Here is a 21,303-nt window from a genome sequence, read left to right on the forward strand (position 1 = left end):
TTAAGCCAGTTCATCGCGCAGTGCTTTTGCTGCTGCCACCATATTGACGAGGGCAGGGCGCACTTCGCCCCATTCGCGGGTTTTCAGGCCACAATCGGGATTGACCCATAACTGTCCATCGGAAAGCTGCTCGCGGGCAAGTTGCAGGAGATCAGCCATCTCATCCACATTCGGAACGCGCGGCGAATGAATGTCGTAGACGCCCGGCCCGATTTCGTTGGGATATTTGAACGTCTTGAAGATTTCGAGTAGTTCCATGCGCGACCGCGAGGTTTCAATCGAAATCACATCGGCGTCCATATTTGCGATGGCCGCGATGATGTCATTGAATTCCGAATAACACATGTGGGTATGGATCTGCGTTTCATCGGCAACGCCGGTGGAGCAGAGGCGGAAGCTTTCGACGGCCCAGTCAAGATAATGCGGCCAGTCGGCGCGGCGCAGCGGCAGCCCTTCACGCAATGCGGCCTCATCAATCTGGATCATGGTCGCGCCTGCAACTTCCAGATCATGCACTTCGTCGCGAATGGCGAGCGCGATCTGGCGACAGCTTGCCGAGCGTGGAATATCATCGCGAACAAATGACCAGTTGAGGATTGTAACCGGTCCCGTCAACATGCCTTTGACTGGCTTGTCGGTCAGCGATTGTGCATATTTCCACCAAGCAACTGTCATCGGTTCAGGACGCGACACATCGCCGAAAATGATCGGCGGGCGTACATAGCGCGAGCCGTAGCTCTGCACCCATGCGTGTTTCGTGAATGCAAAGCCCGAAAGCTGTTCCCCGAAATATTGCACCATGTCGTTGCGTTCAAACTCGCCATGCACCAGCACATCAAGGCCGATTTCTTCCTGCCAGCGGATTGCGGCTTCAGTCTCACGCTGAATGAAATCTTCATATTGAGCGTTGCTGATTTCGCCCTTGTTGTGTGCTGCACGCGCTTTGCGCACTTCCGGCGTCTGCGGAAAAGAGCCGATTGTGGTGGTGGGAAAGGCAGGCAGGCCGAGCTTTGCATTTTGCAGTTTTTGGCGTTTAGCAAAAACACTCTGGCGGCTTTTCTGCGCCTCTGTGATGTTCGCAATCCGCTGTTTAACGGCTGCATTATGCACGCGTGGTGATGTCGCGCGTGCGCCGACTGCTTCGCTTGCAGCATTTAGCTCGGCAAGAACAGTGCTTTTGCCAGACGCCAGCGCGCGTCCGATGATGGAAAGCTCGTCGATCTTCTGCGCCGCGAATGCGAGCCAGCTTTTTAGCTCCCCATCAATGGCTGTTTCAAGCTCAAGATCAATCGGCACATGCAGTAGCGAGCAGGACGGCGCGATTTCGATTGTCTCAAGCCCGCGCTTGTCGATGACAGGCTGGATACGGTCGATAATCGCGTTCAGATCAGCGCGCCAGATATTGCGCCCGTCGATGACGCCGAGCGAAAGCACCTGATCTGCACGCGCTTGGCTTACAATGTCCGCAAGCTGATTGCCCCCACGCACAAGATCAACATGCAGGCCAGCAATTGGCAGGGCGAGTGCTGTTTCGAGATTGTTGCCAAGCTCTCCGAAATAGCTGGTCGCCAAAATTTTGATCACGCTTGCCGTGCTCAAGCGCTGATAGGCGAGTTCAAAAGCAGCACGTTCGTTGGGAATGAGGTCAAGAACCAGCGCTGGCTCGTCAATCTGCACCCAGTCGGCTCCGGCTTCTGCCAGTTCCTGCAACAGCGCTTCGTAAACAGGCAGCAGTTTAGGCAGCAGTGCTATCGGGTTGAAACCTTCGGCGGTCGACTTTGCCAGTTTCAGGAAGGTGACTGGCCCAAGAATGACCGGGCGCGTGTGGATGCCCAGCGCTTTTGCCTCAAGAAAGTGCTCGACAGGCTTACGTGAGGAAAGCGCAAAACTCTGATCATCGGCAAGTTCTGGCACCATGTAGTGATAATTGGTATCAAACCACTTGGTCATCTCAAGCGCTGTCACACCTTCACCCGAATGGTTGCAGCCGCAATCACTGTGCGTTCCGCCTTCATGTCCACGCGCCATGGCGAAGTAGGTTTGAAGCGACACCTCGCCGCCCGACCAGCCATAGCGCGCAGGGATCGCGCCCACCATCACGGCAGTATCGAGCACATGATCGTAAAGCGAGAAATCGTTGGATGGGATTTTTATGATGCCGTGATCGCGTTGTTCGGTCCAGTTGGCGGCGCGCAGGGCACTTGCGATGGTGAGCAGTTCGGCCTCGGATGACTTGCCCGACCAAAAGGCTTCAAGCGCGAATTTCAGCGCGCGATGACGACCAATGCGCGGCACGCCCAAGGTGGCGGTGGAAAGTGTAGTTCGTGACATATCTATAGACCCCGATATAGGCAGCGGGGATTTGGATGCGCAAAAGAACATAGGCTGAACGCCCGCTTTGCGACATTCCGGGACACCCCGCCCGTTGACGTTATCTGTCATGGCAGGTCTCCTGGCTCGCGGGTCAGTGCCTTCAAGATGCGCATTTTTATCCGAAAGTCGTTTCACACTTTTCGAAATGCGCTCTGATCCGCCTTCCCGGAATTTTCATTCCAGTGGCATGATGGATCAAGGCTCGCCGCTTACAGTTGCGGGGGCAGCACCGGTATTGTTTGAACGCACCGGTTTCCCTCTTAGCTTCTGCCGTGAATGGCGGCAGAAGAACCATAACACTTTCAATTTGACCTAAGCGCTTCGCAATGTCAATTAATATAAAGAAATGTTTATATGTTTAAATCACAATGAGATTGGTTCAGTTCCTGTGTTCACCCTTCGTGTTCGTGGGGTCACATGGACAAACGCCGTATAATTGATTGCCAAAAAGCCTTAATTATTTCAAATAGTCTATCGATCATAAGCTCATCAATCGAAAGCGGGATAAAAGTGCTCCGTATAAAATATGCTTTTCTTTGCCTCATCCTCGCGATTGGTTCACCGGCAAATGCTTTAGAAGCTGGTTCGCCGCCTGTTCTCGAACCGCTCCCGCAGCAGGCGCAAGCAGCGCAATTGACATCCGAATTTCTCCAGCGCTTTCACTATAAGCCAGTAGCGTTGGACGATGCATTGTCAGTCAAAATTATGGATCGTTTTATCGAGACTCTCGACCCGGAAAAGCTTATTTTTTTGCAATCCGACATCGATAGTTTCAAATCCCGCAGCACTGAGATTGATGATGCCATCAAGCAGCAGGATCTGAGTATTCCGTTTGCTATTTTTAATATCTATGGCCAGCGCATTGCTGATCGCATGTCATATGCGGAGCATCTGCTGAGTGAGAAATTCGACTTCAGTGTGGAAGAGAGTTATCTGGTTGATCGAAAAAAAGAGTCTTGGCCTAAAACGGAATCGGAACGAGATGATTTATGGCGAAAGCGGGTTAAGAACGACTGGCTGCGTCTAAAAATTGCCGGAAAAGATGATAGCGCCATTCGCGATACGCTGACGAAGCGATACGAAAACTCACTTTCACGCGCTTCAAAATCCAAACCAGACGATGTGTTCCAGCTCTTCATGGCGGCCTATACGACCTCTGTCGACCCGCACACCGATTACTTTGGTGCAAATGCTGCCGCTGAATTCGATATTTCTATGAAGCTCTCCCTCGTAGGTATCGGCGCGGTCTTGCAGGATCGTGATGACTTTACAACCATTCGTGAGTTGACGGCTGGTGGCCCGGCGCAGCTGTCAGGTAAACTGGCGGTCGGCGACCGGATTGTTGGTGTCGGGCAGGGCGAGGATGAACCGATCAAGGAAGTTGTCGGGATGCGACTTGATGAGGTCGTCAAGCTGATACGCGGCGACAAGGGTTCTGTTGTGCGTCTTGAAATATTGCCGGCGGATGCTGGCGCCGACGGCAAACATACGATTATCAGTTTGGTTCGCGATAAGATCAGCCTTGAAAAGCAAGCTGCTCAAAAGAAGGTATTGTCTGTAAAAGACGGCAATGAAACGCGTAAAGTTGGCGTCATCACGCTTCCGGCCTTTTACGAAGATATTGAAGCGCGGCGAAAAGGCGACAAGGACTACAGAAGTGCCAGCCGCGATGTTGCCAAGCTTCTTAAAGAGCTAAGCGAAGAAAAGGTTGATGGCGTTTTGATTGATTTACGCAACAATGGCGGTGGATCACTGAGCGAAGCCATTGATTTGACAGGTTTGTTCATAGGAAAAGGCCCAGTCGTTCAGCAGCGCAATGCGAAGGGTGAAATCAAGATAGAAAGCGATAATCTGTCTAAACCTGCCTGGAGCGGCCCGCTCGGAGTGCTGATTAATCGGGGTTCGGCCTCTGCTTCAGAGATTTTTGCGGCCGCAGTACAGGACTATGATAGGGGCTTAATTATCGGTGAGCCTAGCTTCGGTAAAGGCACGGTACAGACGGTGGTCAATCTGGACGAAGTGGCACAAAATCCGGAACCGAAATTTGGCGAGTTGAAGTTCACTGTTGCCCAGTTTTTCAGAGTCAATGGTGGGACGACCCAGTTGCGTGGTGTGTCACCCGATATAAGCTTGCCCGGCCTTTACAATCTTAAAACGGTCGGCGAAGCGAGCTTCGACAACGCGTTGCCGTGGACCCAAATTGAACCCGCGAAGCACAAATCCTTTGGTGAAGCGAAAGCCTTTCTTCCCACGTTGCAGCAAATGCACGACGAACGCATTAAAAGCGATACCGAGTTTCAGCGCTTTGCCGACGATGTTTCCACTTCGAAGCTTAATCGTGAGAAATTGACGATTTCTCTCAATGAAGATGAGCGTCGTGCCGAAATGAAGGCGCAGGCAGCGCGCTCGCAATCATCTGGCCAAAATGATGATGGGTTACAGTCCAACGAGAGAAGCCTGAGTGATGATATCGCTTTGGAAAACGCTCGCAAGGACATCAAGGATGTGCTGCAGAATGAAGCTGCGGCCATTGTTGTCGATCTAAAAAACTTGCAAGAACAAGCTCTGAAAAAGTCGTCGGACTGAAACGTCTGAGAGCGCGTTTCAATTACTTGTTCTAACGCGCATCCCGAAAACGGTATCACACTTTTGGGATGCGCTCTGGTTGCTAAACATGCCGGAGCTGTAAGCCCCGGCATTTTGAACTGTGTTTAGAACTTGCGGCTGAACGAAACTTTCAAGTTACGTCCCGGCATGGCCGAAATACCGTCACTGAGATATGGCTCGTAATTTTTGTCGAATACGTTTTCCAATGCAAGACGCAATTCTGAATCCTTCATGAAACCCTGTGTGGGTGTCCAGTTGAAGAAAAGGTCATGCACGGAATAGCCCGGCGCTTTAGGGCGATTATAGCTCAAATCACCTACGACATGCGAAGTTCTGTCCTGCTTGTCGACAAAGGTTCCTGTCCAGCCGAAATTAACATCCTGATCGGCTAATTTGTAACCCAATGTTGTGACCAATGTCGTTGGCATAATGTCGTTGATATAGCTGTCGGGGCCACGCACATTGTTGAGTGTACCCTCACGCCTTCCAATCATGTAAGTGAGACTGGCATCTGCGAACATGAAACTGTTTTCGTAATGGGCTTCGAGCTCAATACCCCGTGTATAATAGGACGGCATATTCCAGTAGAACGGAGCTTCACCTGCTTTAAGATCGGCATTGTTCGCGCTTCCGACGCGTCGTCCGACTGGGTTGGAGATATGATTGTTGAAGAATGAGCCGCGCACCATCAGCATATCGCCGTCTGTGAACAGGCTGTTGAATGCGGTATCGGCACCAATATTGATTGTATTGTTGCGTTCAACCTCAAGGTCGCGGCTCGTTCCCGAAGTTTTGGTCTGTATGCTTTGGGTTGAATAAATTTCATCAATGTTCGGCGCACGCATTGCATAGGCCCAATCGGCAAAAAGGCGCGTTGCAGGCGTGATCTGATAAGAAGCGCTTAAGGCCGGTGTGAACCCATCATGTGATGTTGCCGAATAATCGTGACCAGCGGCTGGATTATTATAACGAGGGGCTGCATTGGGAACGCCTTCGGAGCGCACATAATCGTAGCGAATTCCCGGCGTGATCATCAGCTTGTCAGTAATCGCCATGCGATCGCGGATAAAGAACGATGTCACGTCCTGTTTGCCAGCAGGCATGATCCACGGTGCATAATAGCCGTAATTATACTGCGCTTGTCTCTCATTGGCTTTATCGAACATTGTCACATCACGCACATGATGATTGTACTGCACGCCATAATTCAGACTGTGCTCAATTCCGCCCAGTTCGAAATTGGAAGTGTTTTCCGCTTCAATGTGAAAATCCGAATATTTCGCATCGTTTTCGGTGCCGCCCAGCGATGCCGTGCCATTGACACCCGGAAAGCGCTCGGCGTGCATATCGGTTGAGGAATAGCTTGCCATAATGCGCGTGTTCACCAGATCGCTGTCACCATCATAGGTGTGTTCGACAACGGAGGTGAAATCCTTGAGTTCACGCCAGGCGAGGAGTCTTTGCATGGCCGTTTTATATGCGGGGGTGCCGGGCACCAAGACATTGCTGCTTGGCTCAAACTGACCGCGAATAGCTGCCAGCGGTCCCCAATTGGCGCATTCGCCGTAAAGAACCGAAGCTTTGACAGCATGACCATCATATTCGCCGCTGAGCTTACCGGAAAAGGACGTTAGTTCGGAGTTTGAGTAGTTGTAGACATCGCCGCCACCGACGCGCATGTTGTCGCCCTTGCGCCACGTCAGGCTAGCAATGCCGTCAAAATTCATGCCGGTGCCAAGGGTAGAGCGGCCATAAACGGCTCCAGTTTCCAGATACTGCTTATTCGCTGTTTGATAGGCGGTTTTGCCCCAGGCGCCCCAGTTCTCACCGTCACGCAGCATGTCGGCTGCATCTTTGCTCTCAAGTTTTACGGTGCCGCCGAAACCGCCATTGCCGTAACGCACAGTTGTTGCGCCTTTTTCGATCTCAATGCGCTTGAGAAGTTCAGGCTCGACAAAGATTGTGCCCTGATCATATTTTTCAAAGTTCTTCGGCGCGCCGTCGAGCAGGATGCGAACGTCGGTTTGGCGCGAAAAGCCACGGATTGCAATTGACTGGCCTTCCGTGCGCACGCCGCCTAGCATCGACACGCCGGGTGTTCTCTTAACAAGCTCGGGAATGGTCGAGGCCTGAGCCTGTTCCAACTGCTCAGATGTGATCTGCGATACACGTGGATCAAGCTCCGCGAAATTTACGCCGGTAATGCGCGAAATGTTGATTGTATCCAGTACGAGTGAACCATCGGTAACAGGTGCTATCGCATTGTTTGCGTCCGTTTCTCGTTCCAGACGAACCGTTTTTGTACCGGTAAAGCGATATTGTATCTCGGTATTGCGTAGCAAGGTGGAAAGGGCTTCGGCAGGTGTCATGGTTCCGCGCACGCCGGACGTATTGAGCCCTTGCGTGACAGATGCATCAAATGCGATTTGCAGGCCTGTCTGAATGGCAAGGCGAGTGAGGCCGGTTGCAAGCGTACCTGCTGGCACATTTACGGCGATGGCTTGCGTTGTTGCTTGTGCCATAGCAGGCAAGGCCAGAAATGGGCTAAGAACAGTGCCACTCATAAGCAGCGAAGCAAAAAGAGAACGTGCGCAGGCAATCAGCATGCGCGAGGAGGGGCTTTTCATGTCGTTTCCAGTCTCAACGTTCAAGGCGTTGGGCATTTTTGATCTTGAGGCACGCGCACTATCCGCGCAAAATGCCTTTCATAAACTGGACGAGTGAAAATTGGAGTTTGGGACATTCGATTGAAAATTAATTATGCAAAACTGTCAGCAGCGACCCAACATGCTTCGCTTTCAGATCAAACGCCTTGATGAAATCATCAAGAGCGATGGATGGCGAAGACAGATCGAAGGTGCCGGTGATGCGGCGTTGTGCAAGGTCGTTGCTTGTAATCATCACCCGGCCAGGAAGATGCCGCGCAATATCTTCGACCACATGCGCCAGCGGCTGATCTTCAAAAACAAGCCGACCATTGCGCCAAGATGCTGCGAGTTCGGGATCAACTGTTGTTACTTGCCCGATGCCGCTTGCATTATCATAGAAAACACTTTGTCCCTGTTCGAGTCGTAACGTATCGCGCGGGCTAAAGGCCGCTGATGTTGTGCTGGTCTCTACCTGAACGGCATGTTCTGTGACGACAACGTCTGCGCCGCGATCTTTCAGTTTCACATCGAACTCTGTGCCAAGCGCGGTAACTTCGCCATCGGCTGCGGTGACTGTGAAGGGTCGCTGGGGGTCCGGTGTCACAATAAAATAAGCTTCGCCACGCAGGAGATGAACGCGGCGCGTGGTTTCTGTGATGTCGAAGGCGATAGCTGAACTAGAATTGAGCTGAACTGTCGATCCATCGGGGAGTTTTATCACGGGCATTTCGCTGCTTGCTGAAATTGCATCGGCGCGCATGCGCATCGGGCCATCAAAAGCGATGAAGCTGGCTGCCAGCGCTACAAACACAAGCATTGAAGTTATTGCGACGCGAACGGGAAGGCGAGGCTTTCTGGCGGCTGCTTTCGCAAAATCTGTGTCTTGCAGCAGCAGAAAACGCGTATCGCTGAAAACGCGTGATGCCTTGGCAAATGCAAGTTCATGGCGGCTATCGCTTGTGCGCCAGAGGTCGCATGCCTCTACCAATTCCATGTCTTTTGGTGATGCCTGAAGCTGCATCAGCCAGTCAACGGCTTGTTCCTGAATAAGACGTTGAGCTTTGTCCGGTTTGGTTGCTGCTTGCCGCATTATGCCTGATCCAGTTCATCGAGCCGATAGAGGCAGTGAATAAGCGCCTTGCGAAGATGCCGGTCCACCATATTGCGCGTTATTCCAAAGCGAATAGCAATGTCGTCGGGGGGCAAATTGCCAATGCGGCTGGCAATGAAAATACGGCGCTGGCGAAAAGGAAGTTCCATGATCGCATCGCGCAAGCAATGAAGCCGTTGTGGCATATCAAGAGCAATGTCGGGATTGATCGCTTCGCCGCTTATGTTCGCGGCCTCTTCTCCTGTGCCGGAAAAGATTTTTGCTTCAAGGCGTTCGCGGCGAAAACGATCAAGTCCCAGATTTATTGCCGCGCGTGTGAGAAATGCACGCAGTGAAGATTTGCCTTGAAGATCGGTCCTGCGATCTTTCAGCCTTACGTAAAGATCATGGACGATTTCATTAGCATTTGAGGATGTGTGTCCGCGTCGACGAACTGCGCGGCACAGTTCATCGTAATAATCTGCAATAGCGGTATCAATGTCTGCAATATCGCGCAGCGGAAAGGCCGGGGGCAAATTGGATTTTTCAGATTGGTTCAAGGCGGGCACCGGATTTGTGTGGCGGCACCATAATTCCATGATTCATCAAATGCAATAATATATGAGAATTATACTCATCTTATGCGGGCCTGCCATTTCCGTTCACTTTGCCATCCATTTTTGCTTGTCTCGAATTTGCAGTGAACTTATTTTACTCTTGTATTTTCAATTATACATATGTATTGAGATTGAGAGTTCGCTATGAGGCAGAGGCAGAGGAGCCTTTCCTGGTGATCTTTCAAGTAGTCAGGCGGGAGGGTGTTTCGTCTGATTTCCAAGGGAGGAATTTATGAAAAAGCTTGCTTTGCTGGCGGCTGTTGCTGCCTTTTCGTTGCCTGTTTCGGTCATGGCGCAGGACGCGCCCGGCACTGTCAAAAAAGACAGTTATCGCTTCGTCATCGTTCCAAAGGTCGTTCACCCATGGTTCGACAAGGTGAACGAAGGCGCGCAGCAGGCCGCTGCGGCTTTGAAGGCGCAGACTGGCGCCAATGTTGAAATCGTCTACTCCGCACCACAGAGCGCGGACGTTGTTCAGCAGAACCAGATCATCGACAGTGCGCTTGCAACCCGCCCGGATGGTCTTGCAGTCGATCTGCTTGATCCATCGGGTAACCGTGCATCGCTCGAAGAAGCACAGGGCCAGAAAGTCCCGCTGGTGTTGTTTGACTCTGTGCCACCTGAAGGCATGGCAATTACCTATATCGGCTCGGATTTCTGCGAGCAGGCCAAGATTGCTGCCCGTCGTCTGGTTGAAGTTCTGGGTGGTGAAGGCGAAGTCGCGATCATGATGGGCGTGCCAACCGCACCAAACCATTCGATCCGCGCTGATTGCCATCGTGCAGTGTTCAAAGAACATCCGGGTATCAAGGTCGTTGCCGAAGGCATCGATAATGACAGCATCGAGATTGCACAGCAGCAGGCAGCGGCCATCATGCAGGCCAACCCAAACCTCAAGGGCTGGGTTGCATCGGATGCCGCTGGTCCAATCGGCATTGGTCAGGCAATCGTTGAAGCTGGCAAGCAGGGCAAGGTCACGCTGGTCGGTCTCGACAATCTGCCCGAAATGCTCGACATGATCCGCAATGGCGTGGCTGACAGTTCGTCCGCTTCGCAGCCTGAACTTCAGGGTTACTGGTCGGTTATGGTGCTTTGGGCACAGGCAACCGGCGCTCCGGTTCCGGGTTATATCGATACCGGCAATGCGTTCCTCACCAAGGAAAACGTAGGCAACTGATCCGTTCCGATCGCGTTGCAGGAGCACGGGTTCGCCCGTGCTCCATCCTTTCTTTTTTATCAGAATGCAACCTGCGCTTTGCCGGACGTGCACTGATATGTGTCCAAGGTGTCCATCATGGCTTATCTTGAAACAAGCGGATTAGGCCGGGACTTTCCAGGCGTGACCGCGCTGGACGGCGTTGACCTGAAAATTGAATTGGGTCGTACGCATATTCTTGCTGGCGAAAACGGAGCCGGTAAATCCACACTGGTCAAGATTCTTACGGGAACCGACAGCGCTTCACGCGGTCAGGTGCTCATTGATGGTCGTGATCCGACCACTGATCCCACCCTTTATAAAAACGTCGCTTATGTTCCGCAGGAACTCACATTGTTTCCGCAGATGAGCGTGGCGGAAAATCTGTTCATGCCGTTCAACCGGACAGGCCATGGCGGGTTTCTTGTCAATCGCAAGGCGTTGATGGAAGAGGCCAAATCCTATCTCGAACGCTTCGGTATTGAAGCGCAGGCAGATGATCTGGTGGCCAGTATTTCCGTGTCCGATCAGCAGCTTTTGCAGATTGCGCGCGCCTGCACCAATGAGCAGATGAAGGTGCTCATTCTTGATGAGCCGACATCTTCGCTGACGCGTGTTGAAGTCGAGCGTGTCTTCAAGGTCATTCGTGGTTTGCTTGACCGCGATCATGCCATCGTCTTTATCAGCCATAAAATGGAAGAGGTTTTCCAGATTGGCGATGATTATACAGTCCTGCGCAATGGCACCAAGGTTGAAAGCGGCGAAATCAAACAAGTGACGGAAACGGATCTGATCCGTGCCATGTCCGGTCGTGATTTGTCTTTCGATGAGCATTTCCGTCCATCAAAGCCGACCAACGAAACCATTATGGAAGTACGCGGCCTGTCCGGTTCGCGTTTTGAAGACATCAGTTTTGATCTGCGCAAGGGCGAGATTTTGGGCTTTGCCGGTCTGGTCGGTGCAGGTCGCTCCGAAGTGATGCAAACGATCTTCGGCTTTTTGAAAGCCCAGGCGGGCACAGTGAAGGTCGAGGGCCAAAGCTGGACGCTCAATGATACCTCGCGTTCGGTTGCAGGCGGTATGCTCTATCTTTCGGAAGAGCGCAAACATCACGGCATTCTGCCGCTTCTGTCGCTGCGCGAGAATATCGGCATTTCGGTGTTGTCGCTGACCAGTGGCAAGCTTGGCATCTCTGATCGTCGCGAACGCACGATCGTGCAGAAGATCATCGACGATTACGGCATTCGCACTTCAGGTATGAGCAAGCGCATCTCGCAGCTTTCAGGCGGCAATCAGCAGAAGGCCATCATCGGTCGCGCTATGGCAACCCGCCCGCGCGTATTGATCTTCGACGAGCCGACAAAGGGCATCGATATTCGCACCAAATCCGAGATTTATCGGATCATGAAAAATCTTGCCGAAGAAGGCGTCGGTGTCATCCTCGTCTCTTCGGAACTCAACGAATTGCAGAAATGCGCAAGCCGTATCATCACCATGCATAACGGCCATATCACCGGTGAGTTTTCAACCACCGATACCAATAATGAAACACTCGTGGGCGCGATCTTTGGAACAGAGGTAAAAGCCGATGCAAACTAACCCCCTTTCCAGTCTCATCCGTACGCCGCTTGCAGGCGTTTTTGTGGCCCTGCTGGTGATTTTCATCCTGTCGGCAGTCATGTCGCCTTACTTCCTTACGCCTTACAACATGTCGGTCGTTGCGCGCGGTCTGGCCTTTGTCGGGCTGATCACCATTGCGCAGTCCATGCTGATGGTGCTGGGCGAGCTCGATCTGTCGCTTGGTGTTATTGGTGGTTTGAGCGGCGTCGTGTCCGGCATATTGATGATGCGCATGGGGTTCGAACCCTATTCAGCAATGTTGTTGGCGATCCTGCTTGGCCTTTGCCTCGGTCTGTTCAACGGATTCCTCGTCACCTTCCTGCGGCTGCATTCGCTGGTTCTGACCATCGGTACGGCGGGCATTTTTGGTGGCGCCAATCTGGTGCTGACGCGTGGCGTTGCGATTACCGGAATACCACGCGAAATTCATTTCCTTGGTCGTGGTGATTTCTTCGGAATTCCCGTACCGTTTGTCATCATGTTCGTGGTTCTGTTGATCGCGACTTTCGTGATGCTGAAAACACCATTTGGCCGTTACATGTATGCCATTGGCAACAATCGCGACGGTGCACGCATGTTGGGTATTCGTGTGGATCGTGTACGTCTCATGGTGTTTGGCTTTGCCGGTGCCATTGCAGGCCTTGCAGGTGTCTTGATGGTGGCGCGTCTTGGTACAGCACAGCCGTCCATTGGTGACAGCTGGGTGCTGGCTCCGATTGCTGCTTCCGTCATCGGTGGTGTTGCCACAACAGGCGGTATTGGCAGTCCGATTGGTGCGATCCTCGGTGCAGGTATCATCGCTATTATTGAAAACATTATTGTTCTGTTCGGTGTCTCTCCTTATTGGCAGGGCATTGTTTCGGGTGCAATCGTTGTGCTGGCCATTTCATTTGATGCTATATCGCGCCGCTATCTGCGCCGGGATGCACACTGATCAAGCGACACGTTGAAGAAAGCCAAAGCTATGAATGAACAAGTGAAAACCAAGAAGCTGATCAACGCGCCTGAAAACATCATTGCAGAAATGATCGAAGGCATGGTCGGCGCACATCCTGATATTCTGCGTGTTGAAGGCGAAACAGGTCGTGCAGTTGTGGCGGTCGATGGTCCGCGTGAAGGCAAAGTCGGCATCGTTGTCGGCGGCGGTTCAGGTCACGAGCCTGCCTTTGCAGGCTATGTCGGGCGCGGGCTTGCGGATGCTGCAGCTGTTGGCAATGTGTTTGCATCGCCTTCACCCGCACATATTGCTGAAGCTGCACGCGCTGCTGACGGCGGTGCTGGCGTGTTGATGCTTTATGGCAATTACACCGGCGACGTTCTCAATTTCACCATGGCTGCCGAAGAACTGGCACAGGGCGGCATGGATGTGCGTCATGTCGCGGTTGCCGATGATGTGGCCTCAGCGCCGCTTGATCGCAAGTCAGAACGTCGCGGTATTGCCGGCGACTTTTTCGTGTTCAAGGTTGCAGGTGCTGCGGCTGATCTGGGTGAATCCTTGCCGCGTGTGGAAGCGCTTGCACAGGCTGCCAATGAAGCGACCCGTTCGATGGGCGTGGCGCTAAGCCCTTGCTCGCTGCCCCAGACTGGCAAGCCAAACTTCTCGATCGGCGATGACGAGATGGAAATTGGCATGGGTTTGCATGGTGAGCCAGGCATACGCCGTCAGAAACTCGAGCCTGCCGATGAAGTCACCGACGAACTGATGGCTTCCGTTGTCGAAGAACTGGCACTCAAGGCCGGTGATCGTGTCGCTGTGCTGGTCAACGGTTTGGGCGCAACCACGCATATTGAGCTTTATCTGATCTTCCGTCGTGTGAAGCAGATCCTTGATGGCAGGGACGTTCAGATCCATGCCTCTTGGGTTGGCGAATATGCGACGTCGCTCGAAATGGCTGGTGCGTCGGTGACATTGATGAAGCTCGACACCACCTTGCAGACGCTTCTCGATCATCCGTGCCACACGCCAGCCTTAACGGTTGGTGCTGTGCAGAAGGGTGACCGCGAACCGGCTTCGCATCGCAAAACAACCCGGAGCGTTGAACACAAGGAGGCGGCATCCGATGCACCACGCAAGCTCATCACCGATGGTGATGTGACGCCTGCGCTGTTCAAGGCCATGATGATGAATGTCGGCAATCAGATAATTGCTGAAAAGAACTGGCTTTCGGAACTTGATGGCGTGATTGGCGATGGAGATCACGGCATCACCATGGAGATCGGTTGGAAGGCCGTTCAACATGCGCTTGAAGACGAGCAGGGCGATGAAACCATTGAAGCGATCTGCAAGCGCATGGCGAAGGCGTTTCTGGATGCGGTTGGCGCTTCGTCTGGCCCGCTTTATGCGACAGCATTCTTGCGTGCGGGCACGGCTGTCAGCAATCGTCTGAACCTTGATGGCACAGGCATTGCCGAATGGCTTGCGGCGGCATCCCAGGGCATCCAGGATCGTGGCCGCGCGGCACCGGGCGACAAAACGATGATCGATGCATGGGTTCCCGCGGTTGAGGCTGCGAATGAAGCTGCGAAGGCCGGAAAATCGACGCTGGACGTGCTGATTGCAGCTCGCGATGGTGCAGAAGCGGGCATGAAAGCAACGGCTGCAATGGAATCGCGTCGTGGTCGTTCAGCCAAGCTTGGCGAGCGCTCGATCGGTCATATCGATCCGGGTGCAGCGTCCACATTCGTAACCTTGCGTGCCATGGCAGAGGCTTTGCAGCGTTAAGCCCGAAAACCAGCGCCCCATCCGCCAGAGAAAGCGGACGGGGCGCTATTTGCATTTTTGCAGATATAACTGTTCCTGTGTGTAAGACCCGCCAATCCTATATTAGCGACTTGCCAGAAGAATGGTTTTCCTAGTGTCTAGATGCTTCTGATAAAGCGTGATGGAGTCGATTCGTCGTTGGAAAATGCAACGGCTCGAATGAGGCCCTCTTTGTTTCATTGCAGGGATTTTAGGCATGACTCTCAATCTGATCCATTTTCCAAATTTCAGAAAAACCTTCTTCGGAGCCACATTTCAAAACGATATTCTTGTCTTGATGGCGCGTATACGCGACGAGATCGGCTGTCGCCACATTATGCATGCTTATCGAAATCGCGTGAGCGAGAGCGCGAAAGATTTCACCTCTGATCTGACGGTTGTAACGTCTGCACCGACCGGATGGATGGCACGATATGCCAACAACAACTATTTCAAAATCGATCCACTTTTCCAAGAGGATGCACCCTATTTTCGCTCGGATGTCAGCGGTCTGGTTCATGATCTCAAACGCGATGCGGATAAAAGCAAGGCGATAGCGGAAATGTTTCGCGATGCGAATAAGCAGGGATTGGGCAATATTCACGTCGCTGTGTCTGCGCGTTCGCCAAAGGGCATTTCCGGCTGTTCGAAATTCAGTTTTCAAATTGATGATCTTAAAGATCGCGATGGGTTTATCGCTGGTTTGCGCCCGCGTTTGTTAAGTGTCGGGGGCATGCTTCACAATGCGCTTTGCGGGGGGCGGGAGTTGAGCGCCTCTGTCGGTCTTCTCACGCAACGCGAACTCGATTGCTTGCGCTGGGCTGCCAATGGCAAGACGGATGGCGAGATTGCCGAGATCCTAAGCATCGCGCGTTGGACTGTCATAACCTATCTTCAGAACGCGAAAATTAAGCTCAATTGTTCAAACCGTACATCGGCGGTCGCAACGGCGCTTTCGCTTGGCATTATCGATATGCCCGAAGTACAGCACTTATTTGGACAATAGCGCGGAGTATTCAGGCAGTCCTCTCATGCTGATTTACGCAGTGAAAGCTTTGCATCGTCGATAGCATCGGCAAGTCGCGCTGTGTTCTGTGCCGGATTTTCATCCGGATTATCAAAGACGATATGGTTGAGTTCAACGCTCGCAGTCTTTCCGGATAGTGTGAGGCGGAAATAGGCGTAAACGCCTTTGTTGCGAAATTCCATGTCCAGCGTGACCGATGGATTGCTGAACCAGTCGCAAACGAAATCACCGCCATGGCCCAGACTGAGCGTCCCCGTGTAAAAATACAGCTCCGTTGCGGAGTTCACGACATCGGCGATGTTGGCGAAAAGCTCACAGCGGATGAAGGCGATATAATCAGCCGGATCGACCAAACGGAGATCGGCCACCACCTCGCGGATGCTCCGCGCAATGATTGCTTCGCGTTCATTTGAAAACTGCATGCTTTTCATCGTGACACCACTGGGTCGTGTTGACAGAAACCTAGTATATTAGCGCATAATAAATTCATTGGAAAACCGATTAGTGTATTGAATGACGTGTATTGATAATACGAATAAGTTCGGCAACAGCTTTGTAAAATTCCGGTGCGATCATTTGATCAACATTGACTTGTTTGTAAAGAGCACGGGCCAATTGGACATCCTCGAACACTGGAATTGAATTTGCGGCTGCAATTTCTCTTATCTTCAGAGCAATCAGGTCTTGCCCTTTTGCCACGACAATTGGCGCGGCTTCTTCATTGGCACGATAACGCAATGCGACAGAGAAATGGGTCGGGTTTGCGACGATCAGTGTTGCTGTCGGCACCGCACTTATCATGCGGCGGCGGGCACGGTCACGTCCAAGCGAACGCAGGCGTGCTTTGACCAGAGGATCGCCTTCGGACTGTTTGAGTTCATCTTTGATTTCCTGTTTGGTCATGCGCAATTCCTGTTTCCAGTGAATGCGGGACCACGCCAGATCGAATGCGGCAATGGCTGCGATTGCCAGAACATTTGCGACCAGCAAGCGGACCATATTCTCGCGCAGGAACTCTGGAAGATTGCTCGGATCTGTCGCAATAGCCTGTGTGAAAAGGTCGTTGCCTTTGAAAAACACAAAAAAAACGATGATGCTGGCAGCGATGAACTTTGCCAGCGATTTGAGGAACTCAACCTGACCGGAACGCCCAAAAATGCGCTGCCAGCCTTTGATCAGTGATATGCGCGAGGCCTGCGGACGAATGCGCTCGCCGACCATGCGCGGCGCATTCTGAAAGGCGGAAGCCGCAACACCTGCCAGTGGAATGATGACGAAGATAGGCACCAGCGCAAGACCAATTGCCAGCGCAAGAACGGTGAAAAGCTGGCTTGCATCTTCAGCACTGTTAAGCAGCCAGTCTTCGGGACGGTCGATCAGTTCACGCAGGAAAATGGTGAGTTTGGTTGTGGCGGGGGCTGCGACGAAGACCGCAATGATTAGAAAGGATGCGATACCGGCAAGAGCGGGCATTTCGCGTGAAAAGGGCATGTTGCCCTTATCCAGCGCGTCGCTAATCTTCTTTTCAGTGGCTTCTTCGGTTTTGCTCTCTTTGTCGGTATCGTCGGACATGTGTCACAGGACCTAGAGCGCATCCCGAAAAGTGTGAAACGGTTTTCGGGATGCGCGTTAAAACAAACGATTAAGATGCGCCGATCTGACTCAAACAGATCGAAACGCGCTCTAATCCGCAGCTTCGTCTGAATCGAGCGTGATGATGCCGCGTTCCGACAAATCGATTGCAATACGAGCAACGGCGCGGCGTGCATCTGCAATGTTCTGGCTTGTGATATTGCCCTGTTCTGCGGTGAGTTCGCTTTCGACCATACGGCGACCGCGCGCCGACAGTGACGAGAGGATGGTTTCCTGGAGGGAAGCACCCGCGCCGCGCAGCGCCGTTGCGATCTGCTCGGTTTGAACTTCATCGAAAAGAAGCAGACGCGCACGCGGCGACAACCGTTCTATATCCTCGAAATTGAAGAGCTTGGCTTTGATGCGGGAAATATCATCATGGCTCAAATCCTTCAGGCTCGCCATCAGTTCTTCCATTTCCTGGCGGTCGAGCTGATTGAAGATATTGGCGATTTGGCCATGATGGGATTTGACCGGACCTGCATCGTTGCGGCCAAGCAGATCGCGCCTAAGCACGTCTTCCAGAAGCTCCGAAGCCGCCGGAGCAACATTGCCGATGTGAAGCGAACGCTGCACGACCGCACCGCGCAATTGCGGAGGCAGGCCAACAAAAATACGCGCTGCCATATCGGAAGGCAGTTTGGAAACAATATAGGCGATGATCTGCGGATGCTGATCTGCAAGATAATCCTGCAAGCTTTCGACCGGCAGGCGCGCAACTTGTACCCAGACAGATTCCTGCACGAGCTGAGGCTGCACGCGTTCTTCAAAGACGGCGTCGGCCTCATCTTGTGGCAGAGCTTCACGTAGCAAGCCTTCAAAGCGCTGGGCGGCTTCGGAAACGGGTGCGCCTTCTGCAAAGGAATCTTCAAATTGCTTGACCAGAAGCTCGAAATCTGCGGGCGCAATTGGTTCGAGCGTTCGTGAATGACCGGCAAGCTTGCGCAAGTCGTCGGCGTTGAAATGCTTGAGCAGGCGTGAGGCAGACGGGCGGCCAATGGCGACAAGGATCGCGGCAGCCTTCTGCGGACCGGAAAGTGTATCGATCAATCCGCTCGCGCTGTCGTCGGAAGGCTTTTGCTGTTCATTATCGGCCATGGTCGATCCGTTATTTACCGATGATTTCGGTGAGGCTCACGCCAAAACGGGAGGAATCGTCTTCAAGAACGATCACTTCACCGCGTGCAATGACGCGTCCATTGACGACGATATCGACGGGATCGCCGATCTGCTTATCGAGCGTGATAACTGCGCCGCGGCCGAGTTTCATAAGGTTGGCAACGGGCATGGTCGTGCCGCCAAGAACCACCTGAACGTCAACCGGAATACCCATGATGAGTTCGAGATTGGGCTTAGCGCTTCCCGGTTTGGCACCACGGGGCTTTTCTTCGCGTAACTCTTCAATGGCCTCATCCAGCTCATGCGGCATTTTGTGATCCTTGTTTTTTAGTGCTCATGCCCTCGGTGCTCACGCTTGGCCTGCAATTTCAACTGTCGCTTTTTTGACGGCACGGCGCACGAAAACCGGCAGGGCTTTCTTTTCCTTGGGTGCGGGTTCAGCAACGTGACTTTGCGCAGCATTTTCTGCACGAATGGAAATTTCCGTCACGTTGCGCGCCTGTCGCATATCGCGGGTCAGTGCCTTGCGCAGACGGTTGAGTTCTTCAATTGCCTCGTCCATTTCGCGGCGCACACGTGCTGTTTCTGTAAGACGCGCTTCAATGCGTACAGTTTCATCGGTAAGATCGGTGCGCTGGCTTTGCAGTGATTTGGCAACGCGTTCCAAGCCGTTGGATGCGGCGGCGACACGAAGGGTCAGCATTTTGCCGAGCTTGATCGTTTCGTTAGCCTTGCGGCCAACAACAATGAGAGCACCAAGCGAGCCGAGAGCCATCAGCGTGGAAAGAATATTAGCCAGCAACAAGCTCATCAATGAGATCCTCTTCCTGATTGACCGGATCGCCAACCTTGACTGTAAAATGAATGCCGGATTTGCCTAAGCTGCATTTGAATAGCTGCTGGTTTCCAGCGCGCAGACGAACCTGCTCCATGGCATCGACGGGAAGTTGCAGCACTTGACCAATTTCAAGTTTCGAAAGCGCATCAAGGGTCATGCTGCCTTGCTGAATGAAGGCTTCAAGCTCAATGCGAGCCCGGCTAACCTCATTGCGCATCTTCTTTGTCCATGCGGGATCGGCCTGATTGACTGGACGGCGCAAAAACGCAGCAACAGCATCCTGCATCGGCTTATGAGTGCTGCGTGGCAGCAGGAGATGAACAATGCCGCTTTTTCCTGCGGCAGCAATTTCGATGCGGCAGCTAAAAAGGCGTGATTGTTCAAAATCCTCACGGTTAAAATCAACCGTATCAAGACATTCGCCAGGCGTAAAAAGTGGTGTTCCGTTGCTTGTGAAAACCTGATCAAGCGATGCCGAAAGATGCGATGTGACAAGGCTGGATACCTTGCGCTCCATCATTCCGAATGGACGCTCAAGGTCGGTATTTCCAAGGTTGCCCTGCGCACCGAACATGGCTTCTATGACGGCAAAAACAAGCGTTGAATCGGCGGTCACATAAAGCGAGCAGCCCCAGCTATCAGCTTTCAGGGGGGCAATGATTGCGGCCTGATCAAGGATCTGGCTCAGGCTTTCTTCGTCGGTGGCATCGACTGATCCCGCTTCGGCATCAAACGCTGCCGCAGAACCGTTCGCAAGACGCGCACAAAAATGCGAGGATGCATCTTTGAAGACATGCGCAAGCGATTTGAGGTCATCGCCCGAAAGACCTGCTGCGCGCAGCAGGTTTTCAGCAAGGACATCATTCTTGCGGTTCTGACCCAATGTCGTCATGTTAAGCGGCCTGCTGGAGCGGTGCGCTCGCCATGGTTTCCTGCTCGACAATATCGATGCTTGGGCGGTCATAGGCGGAGATTGTCTTTCGACCATATTCAAGAGCAATCTGCGGCAGCGAACCGTTCATATAGGCAAGCAGCGTTTGCTTCACCACCGTGTAGAGGCGGTTGTTCTTTTCGCGAGTTGATTTGATCTTGGTTGCGATCGGTCCGACAACGCCATAGGAAAAGAAGATACCGGCAAAGGTTCCAACAAGTGCCGCACCAATCAGATGGCCGAGAACTTCCGGTGATTGATTAAGCGCGCCCATGGCCTTGATGACGCCCAAAACCGCGGCAACAATGCCGAGTGCTGGCAGGGCTTCGGAAATACTGACCATAGCTTGATACGGCTTGAGCTTGTCACGCTGGATCGTATGGATTTCTTCATCCATCAGTGCTTCGATTTCATGGGAACGCACATTGCCCACGATGATCAGACGGCAGTAATCGCAGATGAAATGCATGAGATCTTCGTTTTTCATGATGCTTGGGAAAGCCTGAAAAATCGGAGATTCCTTCGGATTGTCGATGTGGACTTCCACTTCATTGCGCGATTTTGCGCGTAACTCACGCATCAGACTGTAGAGTACGCCCAGCACATCAAGATAATCGCGTTGCTTTGGCACCTTGTTGGTGAAGGCTTCCATACAGGCTTTGCCTGTGTCTTTTATCAGCGAAAATGGATTGGCGATGAAAAAAGTACCCAGCGCCGAGCCGAGGATAATGACGAACTCCCACGGCTGAATGAGCACGCTGACGTGACCGCCCATGGCGATGAAGCCACCCAGCATGCAACCCAGTGTGATGGCAAGGCCGATGAGAATACCCAAAGCTAAAAACCCCACAGATACAATTTCTTTG

General features: G+C 52.6%; 17 protein-coding genes and 1 riboswitch. Of the genes, 6 read left to right on the top strand and 11 right to left on the bottom strand.

Annotation, left to right across the window (positions count from 1 at the left end; genetic code table 11):
- Positions 1-2,331, bottom strand: a complete 2,331-nt coding sequence (gene metE, locus CEV31_RS20325) for a 5-methyltetrahydropteroyltriglutamate--homocysteine S-methyltransferase (RefSeq protein WP_094509994.1) — start codon at positions 2,329-2,331, stop codon at positions 1-3.
- 94 nt (positions 2,332-2,425) lie between these two features.
- Positions 2,426-2,684: riboswitch (cobalamin riboswitch) on the bottom strand.
- 199 nt (positions 2,685-2,883) lie between these two features.
- Between metE and CEV31_RS20330 the strand changes: the two genes are divergently transcribed.
- Positions 2,884-4,959, top strand: coding sequence for a carboxy terminal-processing peptidase (locus CEV31_RS20330; RefSeq protein ID WP_235818207.1), 2,076 nt, complete (start codon positions 2,884-2,886; stop codon positions 4,957-4,959).
- Positions 4,960-5,084: 125 nt separating this feature from the next.
- Here the strand turns inward: CEV31_RS20330 and CEV31_RS20335 are convergent, their stop codons facing one another.
- The 3 genes from CEV31_RS20335 to CEV31_RS20345 all read right to left on the bottom strand — a co-directional run bounded on the left by CEV31_RS20335 (position 5,085) and on the right by CEV31_RS20345 (position 9,287).
- On the bottom strand, positions 5,085-7,607 hold the full coding sequence (locus CEV31_RS20335) for a TonB-dependent receptor (RefSeq protein WP_094509998.1): 2,523 nt from the start codon (positions 7,605-7,607) through the stop codon (positions 5,085-5,087).
- Positions 7,608-7,734: 127 nt separating this feature from the next.
- Positions 7,735-8,718 (bottom strand): FecR family protein, encoded by a 984-nt coding sequence (locus CEV31_RS20340; RefSeq protein WP_094510000.1) that lies wholly within the window; start codon positions 8,716-8,718, stop codon positions 7,735-7,737.
- Positions 8,718-9,287 (bottom strand): RNA polymerase sigma factor, encoded by a 570-nt coding sequence (locus CEV31_RS20345; protein ID WP_094510041.1) that lies wholly within the window; start codon positions 9,285-9,287, stop codon positions 8,718-8,720. Before CEV31_RS20345 ends, CEV31_RS20340 begins: the two co-directional genes overlap by 1 nt.
- Before the next feature lie 280 nt (positions 9,288-9,567).
- Between CEV31_RS20345 and CEV31_RS20350 the strand changes: the two genes are divergently transcribed.
- From CEV31_RS20350 to CEV31_RS20370, 5 genes are all read left to right on the top strand, one after another.
- Positions 9,568-10,512 (top strand): substrate-binding domain-containing protein, encoded by a 945-nt coding sequence (locus tag CEV31_RS20350; RefSeq protein WP_094510002.1) that lies wholly within the window; start codon positions 9,568-9,570, stop codon positions 10,510-10,512.
- Positions 10,513-10,629: 117 nt separating this feature from the next.
- Entirely contained in the window at positions 10,630-12,129 is a 1,500-nt protein-coding gene (locus CEV31_RS20355) for a sugar ABC transporter ATP-binding protein (protein ID WP_094510004.1), read from the top strand.
- Complete coding sequence (locus CEV31_RS20360; RefSeq protein WP_094510006.1) at positions 12,119-13,084, top strand: ABC transporter permease; 966 nt, start codon at positions 12,119-12,121, stop codon at positions 13,082-13,084. Before CEV31_RS20355 ends, CEV31_RS20360 begins: the two co-directional genes overlap by 11 nt.
- A 42-nt stretch (positions 13,085-13,126) precedes the next feature.
- A complete protein-coding gene (gene dhaL / locus CEV31_RS20365; RefSeq protein ID WP_235818209.1) occupies positions 13,127-14,872 on the top strand; it encodes a dihydroxyacetone kinase subunit DhaL in 1,746 nt (581 codons plus the stop codon).
- 235 nt (positions 14,873-15,107) lie between these two features.
- Positions 15,108-15,896, top strand: coding sequence for a helix-turn-helix transcriptional regulator (locus CEV31_RS20370; RefSeq protein ID WP_094510008.1), 789 nt, complete (start codon positions 15,108-15,110; stop codon positions 15,894-15,896).
- A 23-nt stretch (positions 15,897-15,919) separates the two neighbouring features.
- Here CEV31_RS20370 and CEV31_RS20375 read toward each other — a convergent pair whose 3' ends face one another.
- The 7 genes from CEV31_RS20375 to motA form a co-directional block, all read right to left on the bottom strand.
- Positions 15,920-16,348 (bottom strand): hypothetical protein, encoded by a 429-nt coding sequence (locus CEV31_RS20375; protein WP_094510009.1) that lies wholly within the window; start codon positions 16,346-16,348, stop codon positions 15,920-15,922.
- A gap of 70 nt (positions 16,349-16,418) precedes the next feature.
- Complete coding sequence (gene flhB, locus CEV31_RS20380) at positions 16,419-17,489, bottom strand: flagellar type III secretion system protein FlhB (RefSeq protein ID WP_094510010.1); 1,071 nt, start codon at positions 17,487-17,489, stop codon at positions 16,419-16,421.
- A 111-nt stretch (positions 17,490-17,600) separates the two neighbouring features.
- Positions 17,601-18,647: a flagellar motor switch protein FliG gene (locus CEV31_RS20385; RefSeq protein ID WP_094510012.1), complete on the bottom strand. Its 1,047-nt coding sequence runs from the start codon at positions 18,645-18,647 to the stop codon at positions 17,601-17,603.
- Positions 18,648-18,657: 10 nt separating this feature from the next.
- Positions 18,658-18,978: a flagellar motor switch protein FliN gene (gene fliN, locus CEV31_RS20390; RefSeq protein ID WP_094510014.1), complete on the bottom strand. Its 321-nt coding sequence runs from the start codon at positions 18,976-18,978 to the stop codon at positions 18,658-18,660.
- Positions 18,979-19,017: 39 nt separating this feature from the next.
- Positions 19,018-19,479, bottom strand: a complete 462-nt coding sequence (locus tag CEV31_RS20395) for a BAB2_0123 family type IV secretion system effector (RefSeq protein WP_094510016.1) — start codon at positions 19,477-19,479, stop codon at positions 19,018-19,020.
- Positions 19,460-20,398 (bottom strand): FliM/FliN family flagellar motor switch protein, encoded by a 939-nt coding sequence (locus CEV31_RS20400; RefSeq protein WP_094510018.1) that lies wholly within the window; start codon positions 20,396-20,398, stop codon positions 19,460-19,462. Before CEV31_RS20400 ends, CEV31_RS20395 begins: the two co-directional genes overlap by 20 nt.
- A 1-nt stretch (position 20,399) precedes the next feature.
- Complete coding sequence (gene motA / locus CEV31_RS20405; RefSeq protein WP_094510020.1) at positions 20,400-21,272, bottom strand: flagellar motor stator protein MotA; 873 nt, start codon at positions 21,270-21,272, stop codon at positions 20,400-20,402.
- Positions 21,273-21,303: the final 31 nt, after the last annotated feature.

Origin of the sequence: Brucella thiophenivorans (genome assembly GCF_002252445.1) — a bacterium.
Taxonomy (GTDB): domain Bacteria; phylum Pseudomonadota; class Alphaproteobacteria; order Rhizobiales; family Rhizobiaceae; genus Brucella; species Brucella thiophenivorans.

Bases quoted from the DNA above. Each gene is read 5' to 3' on its own strand.
- metE (WP_094509994.1), bottom strand. From the start codon at position 2,331: ATGTCACGAACTACACTTTCCACCGCCACCTTGGGCGTGCCGCGCATT.
- CEV31_RS20335 (WP_094509998.1), bottom strand. From the start codon at position 7,607: ATGAAAAGCCCCTCCTCGCGCATGCTGATTGCCTGCGCACGTTCTCTT.
- CEV31_RS20340 (WP_094510000.1), bottom strand. From the start codon at position 8,718: ATGCGGCAAGCAGCAACCAAACCGGACAAAGCTCAACGTCTTATTCAG.
- CEV31_RS20350 (WP_094510002.1), top strand. From the start codon at position 9,568: ATGAAAAAGCTTGCTTTGCTGGCGGCTGTTGCTGCCTTTTCGTTGCCT.
- CEV31_RS20355 (WP_094510004.1), top strand. From the start codon at position 10,630: ATGGCTTATCTTGAAACAAGCGGATTAGGCCGGGACTTTCCAGGCGTG.
- CEV31_RS20360 (WP_094510006.1), top strand. From the start codon at position 12,119: ATGCAAACTAACCCCCTTTCCAGTCTCATCCGTACGCCGCTTGCAGGC.
- CEV31_RS20370 (WP_094510008.1), top strand. From the start codon at position 15,108: ATGACTCTCAATCTGATCCATTTTCCAAATTTCAGAAAAACCTTCTTC.
- CEV31_RS20375 (WP_094510009.1), bottom strand. From the start codon at position 16,348: ATGAAAAGCATGCAGTTTTCAAATGAACGCGAAGCAATCATTGCGCGG.
- flhB (WP_094510010.1), bottom strand. From the start codon at position 17,489: ATGTCCGACGATACCGACAAAGAGAGCAAAACCGAAGAAGCCACTGAA.
- CEV31_RS20385 (WP_094510012.1), bottom strand. From the start codon at position 18,647: ATGGCCGATAATGAACAGCAAAAGCCTTCCGACGACAGCGCGAGCGGA.
- fliN (WP_094510014.1), bottom strand. From the start codon at position 18,978: ATGCCGCATGAGCTGGATGAGGCCATTGAAGAGTTACGCGAAGAAAAG.
- CEV31_RS20395 (WP_094510016.1), bottom strand. From the start codon at position 19,479: ATGAGCTTGTTGCTGGCTAATATTCTTTCCACGCTGATGGCTCTCGGC.
- CEV31_RS20400 (WP_094510018.1), bottom strand. From the start codon at position 20,398: ATGACGACATTGGGTCAGAACCGCAAGAATGATGTCCTTGCTGAAAAC.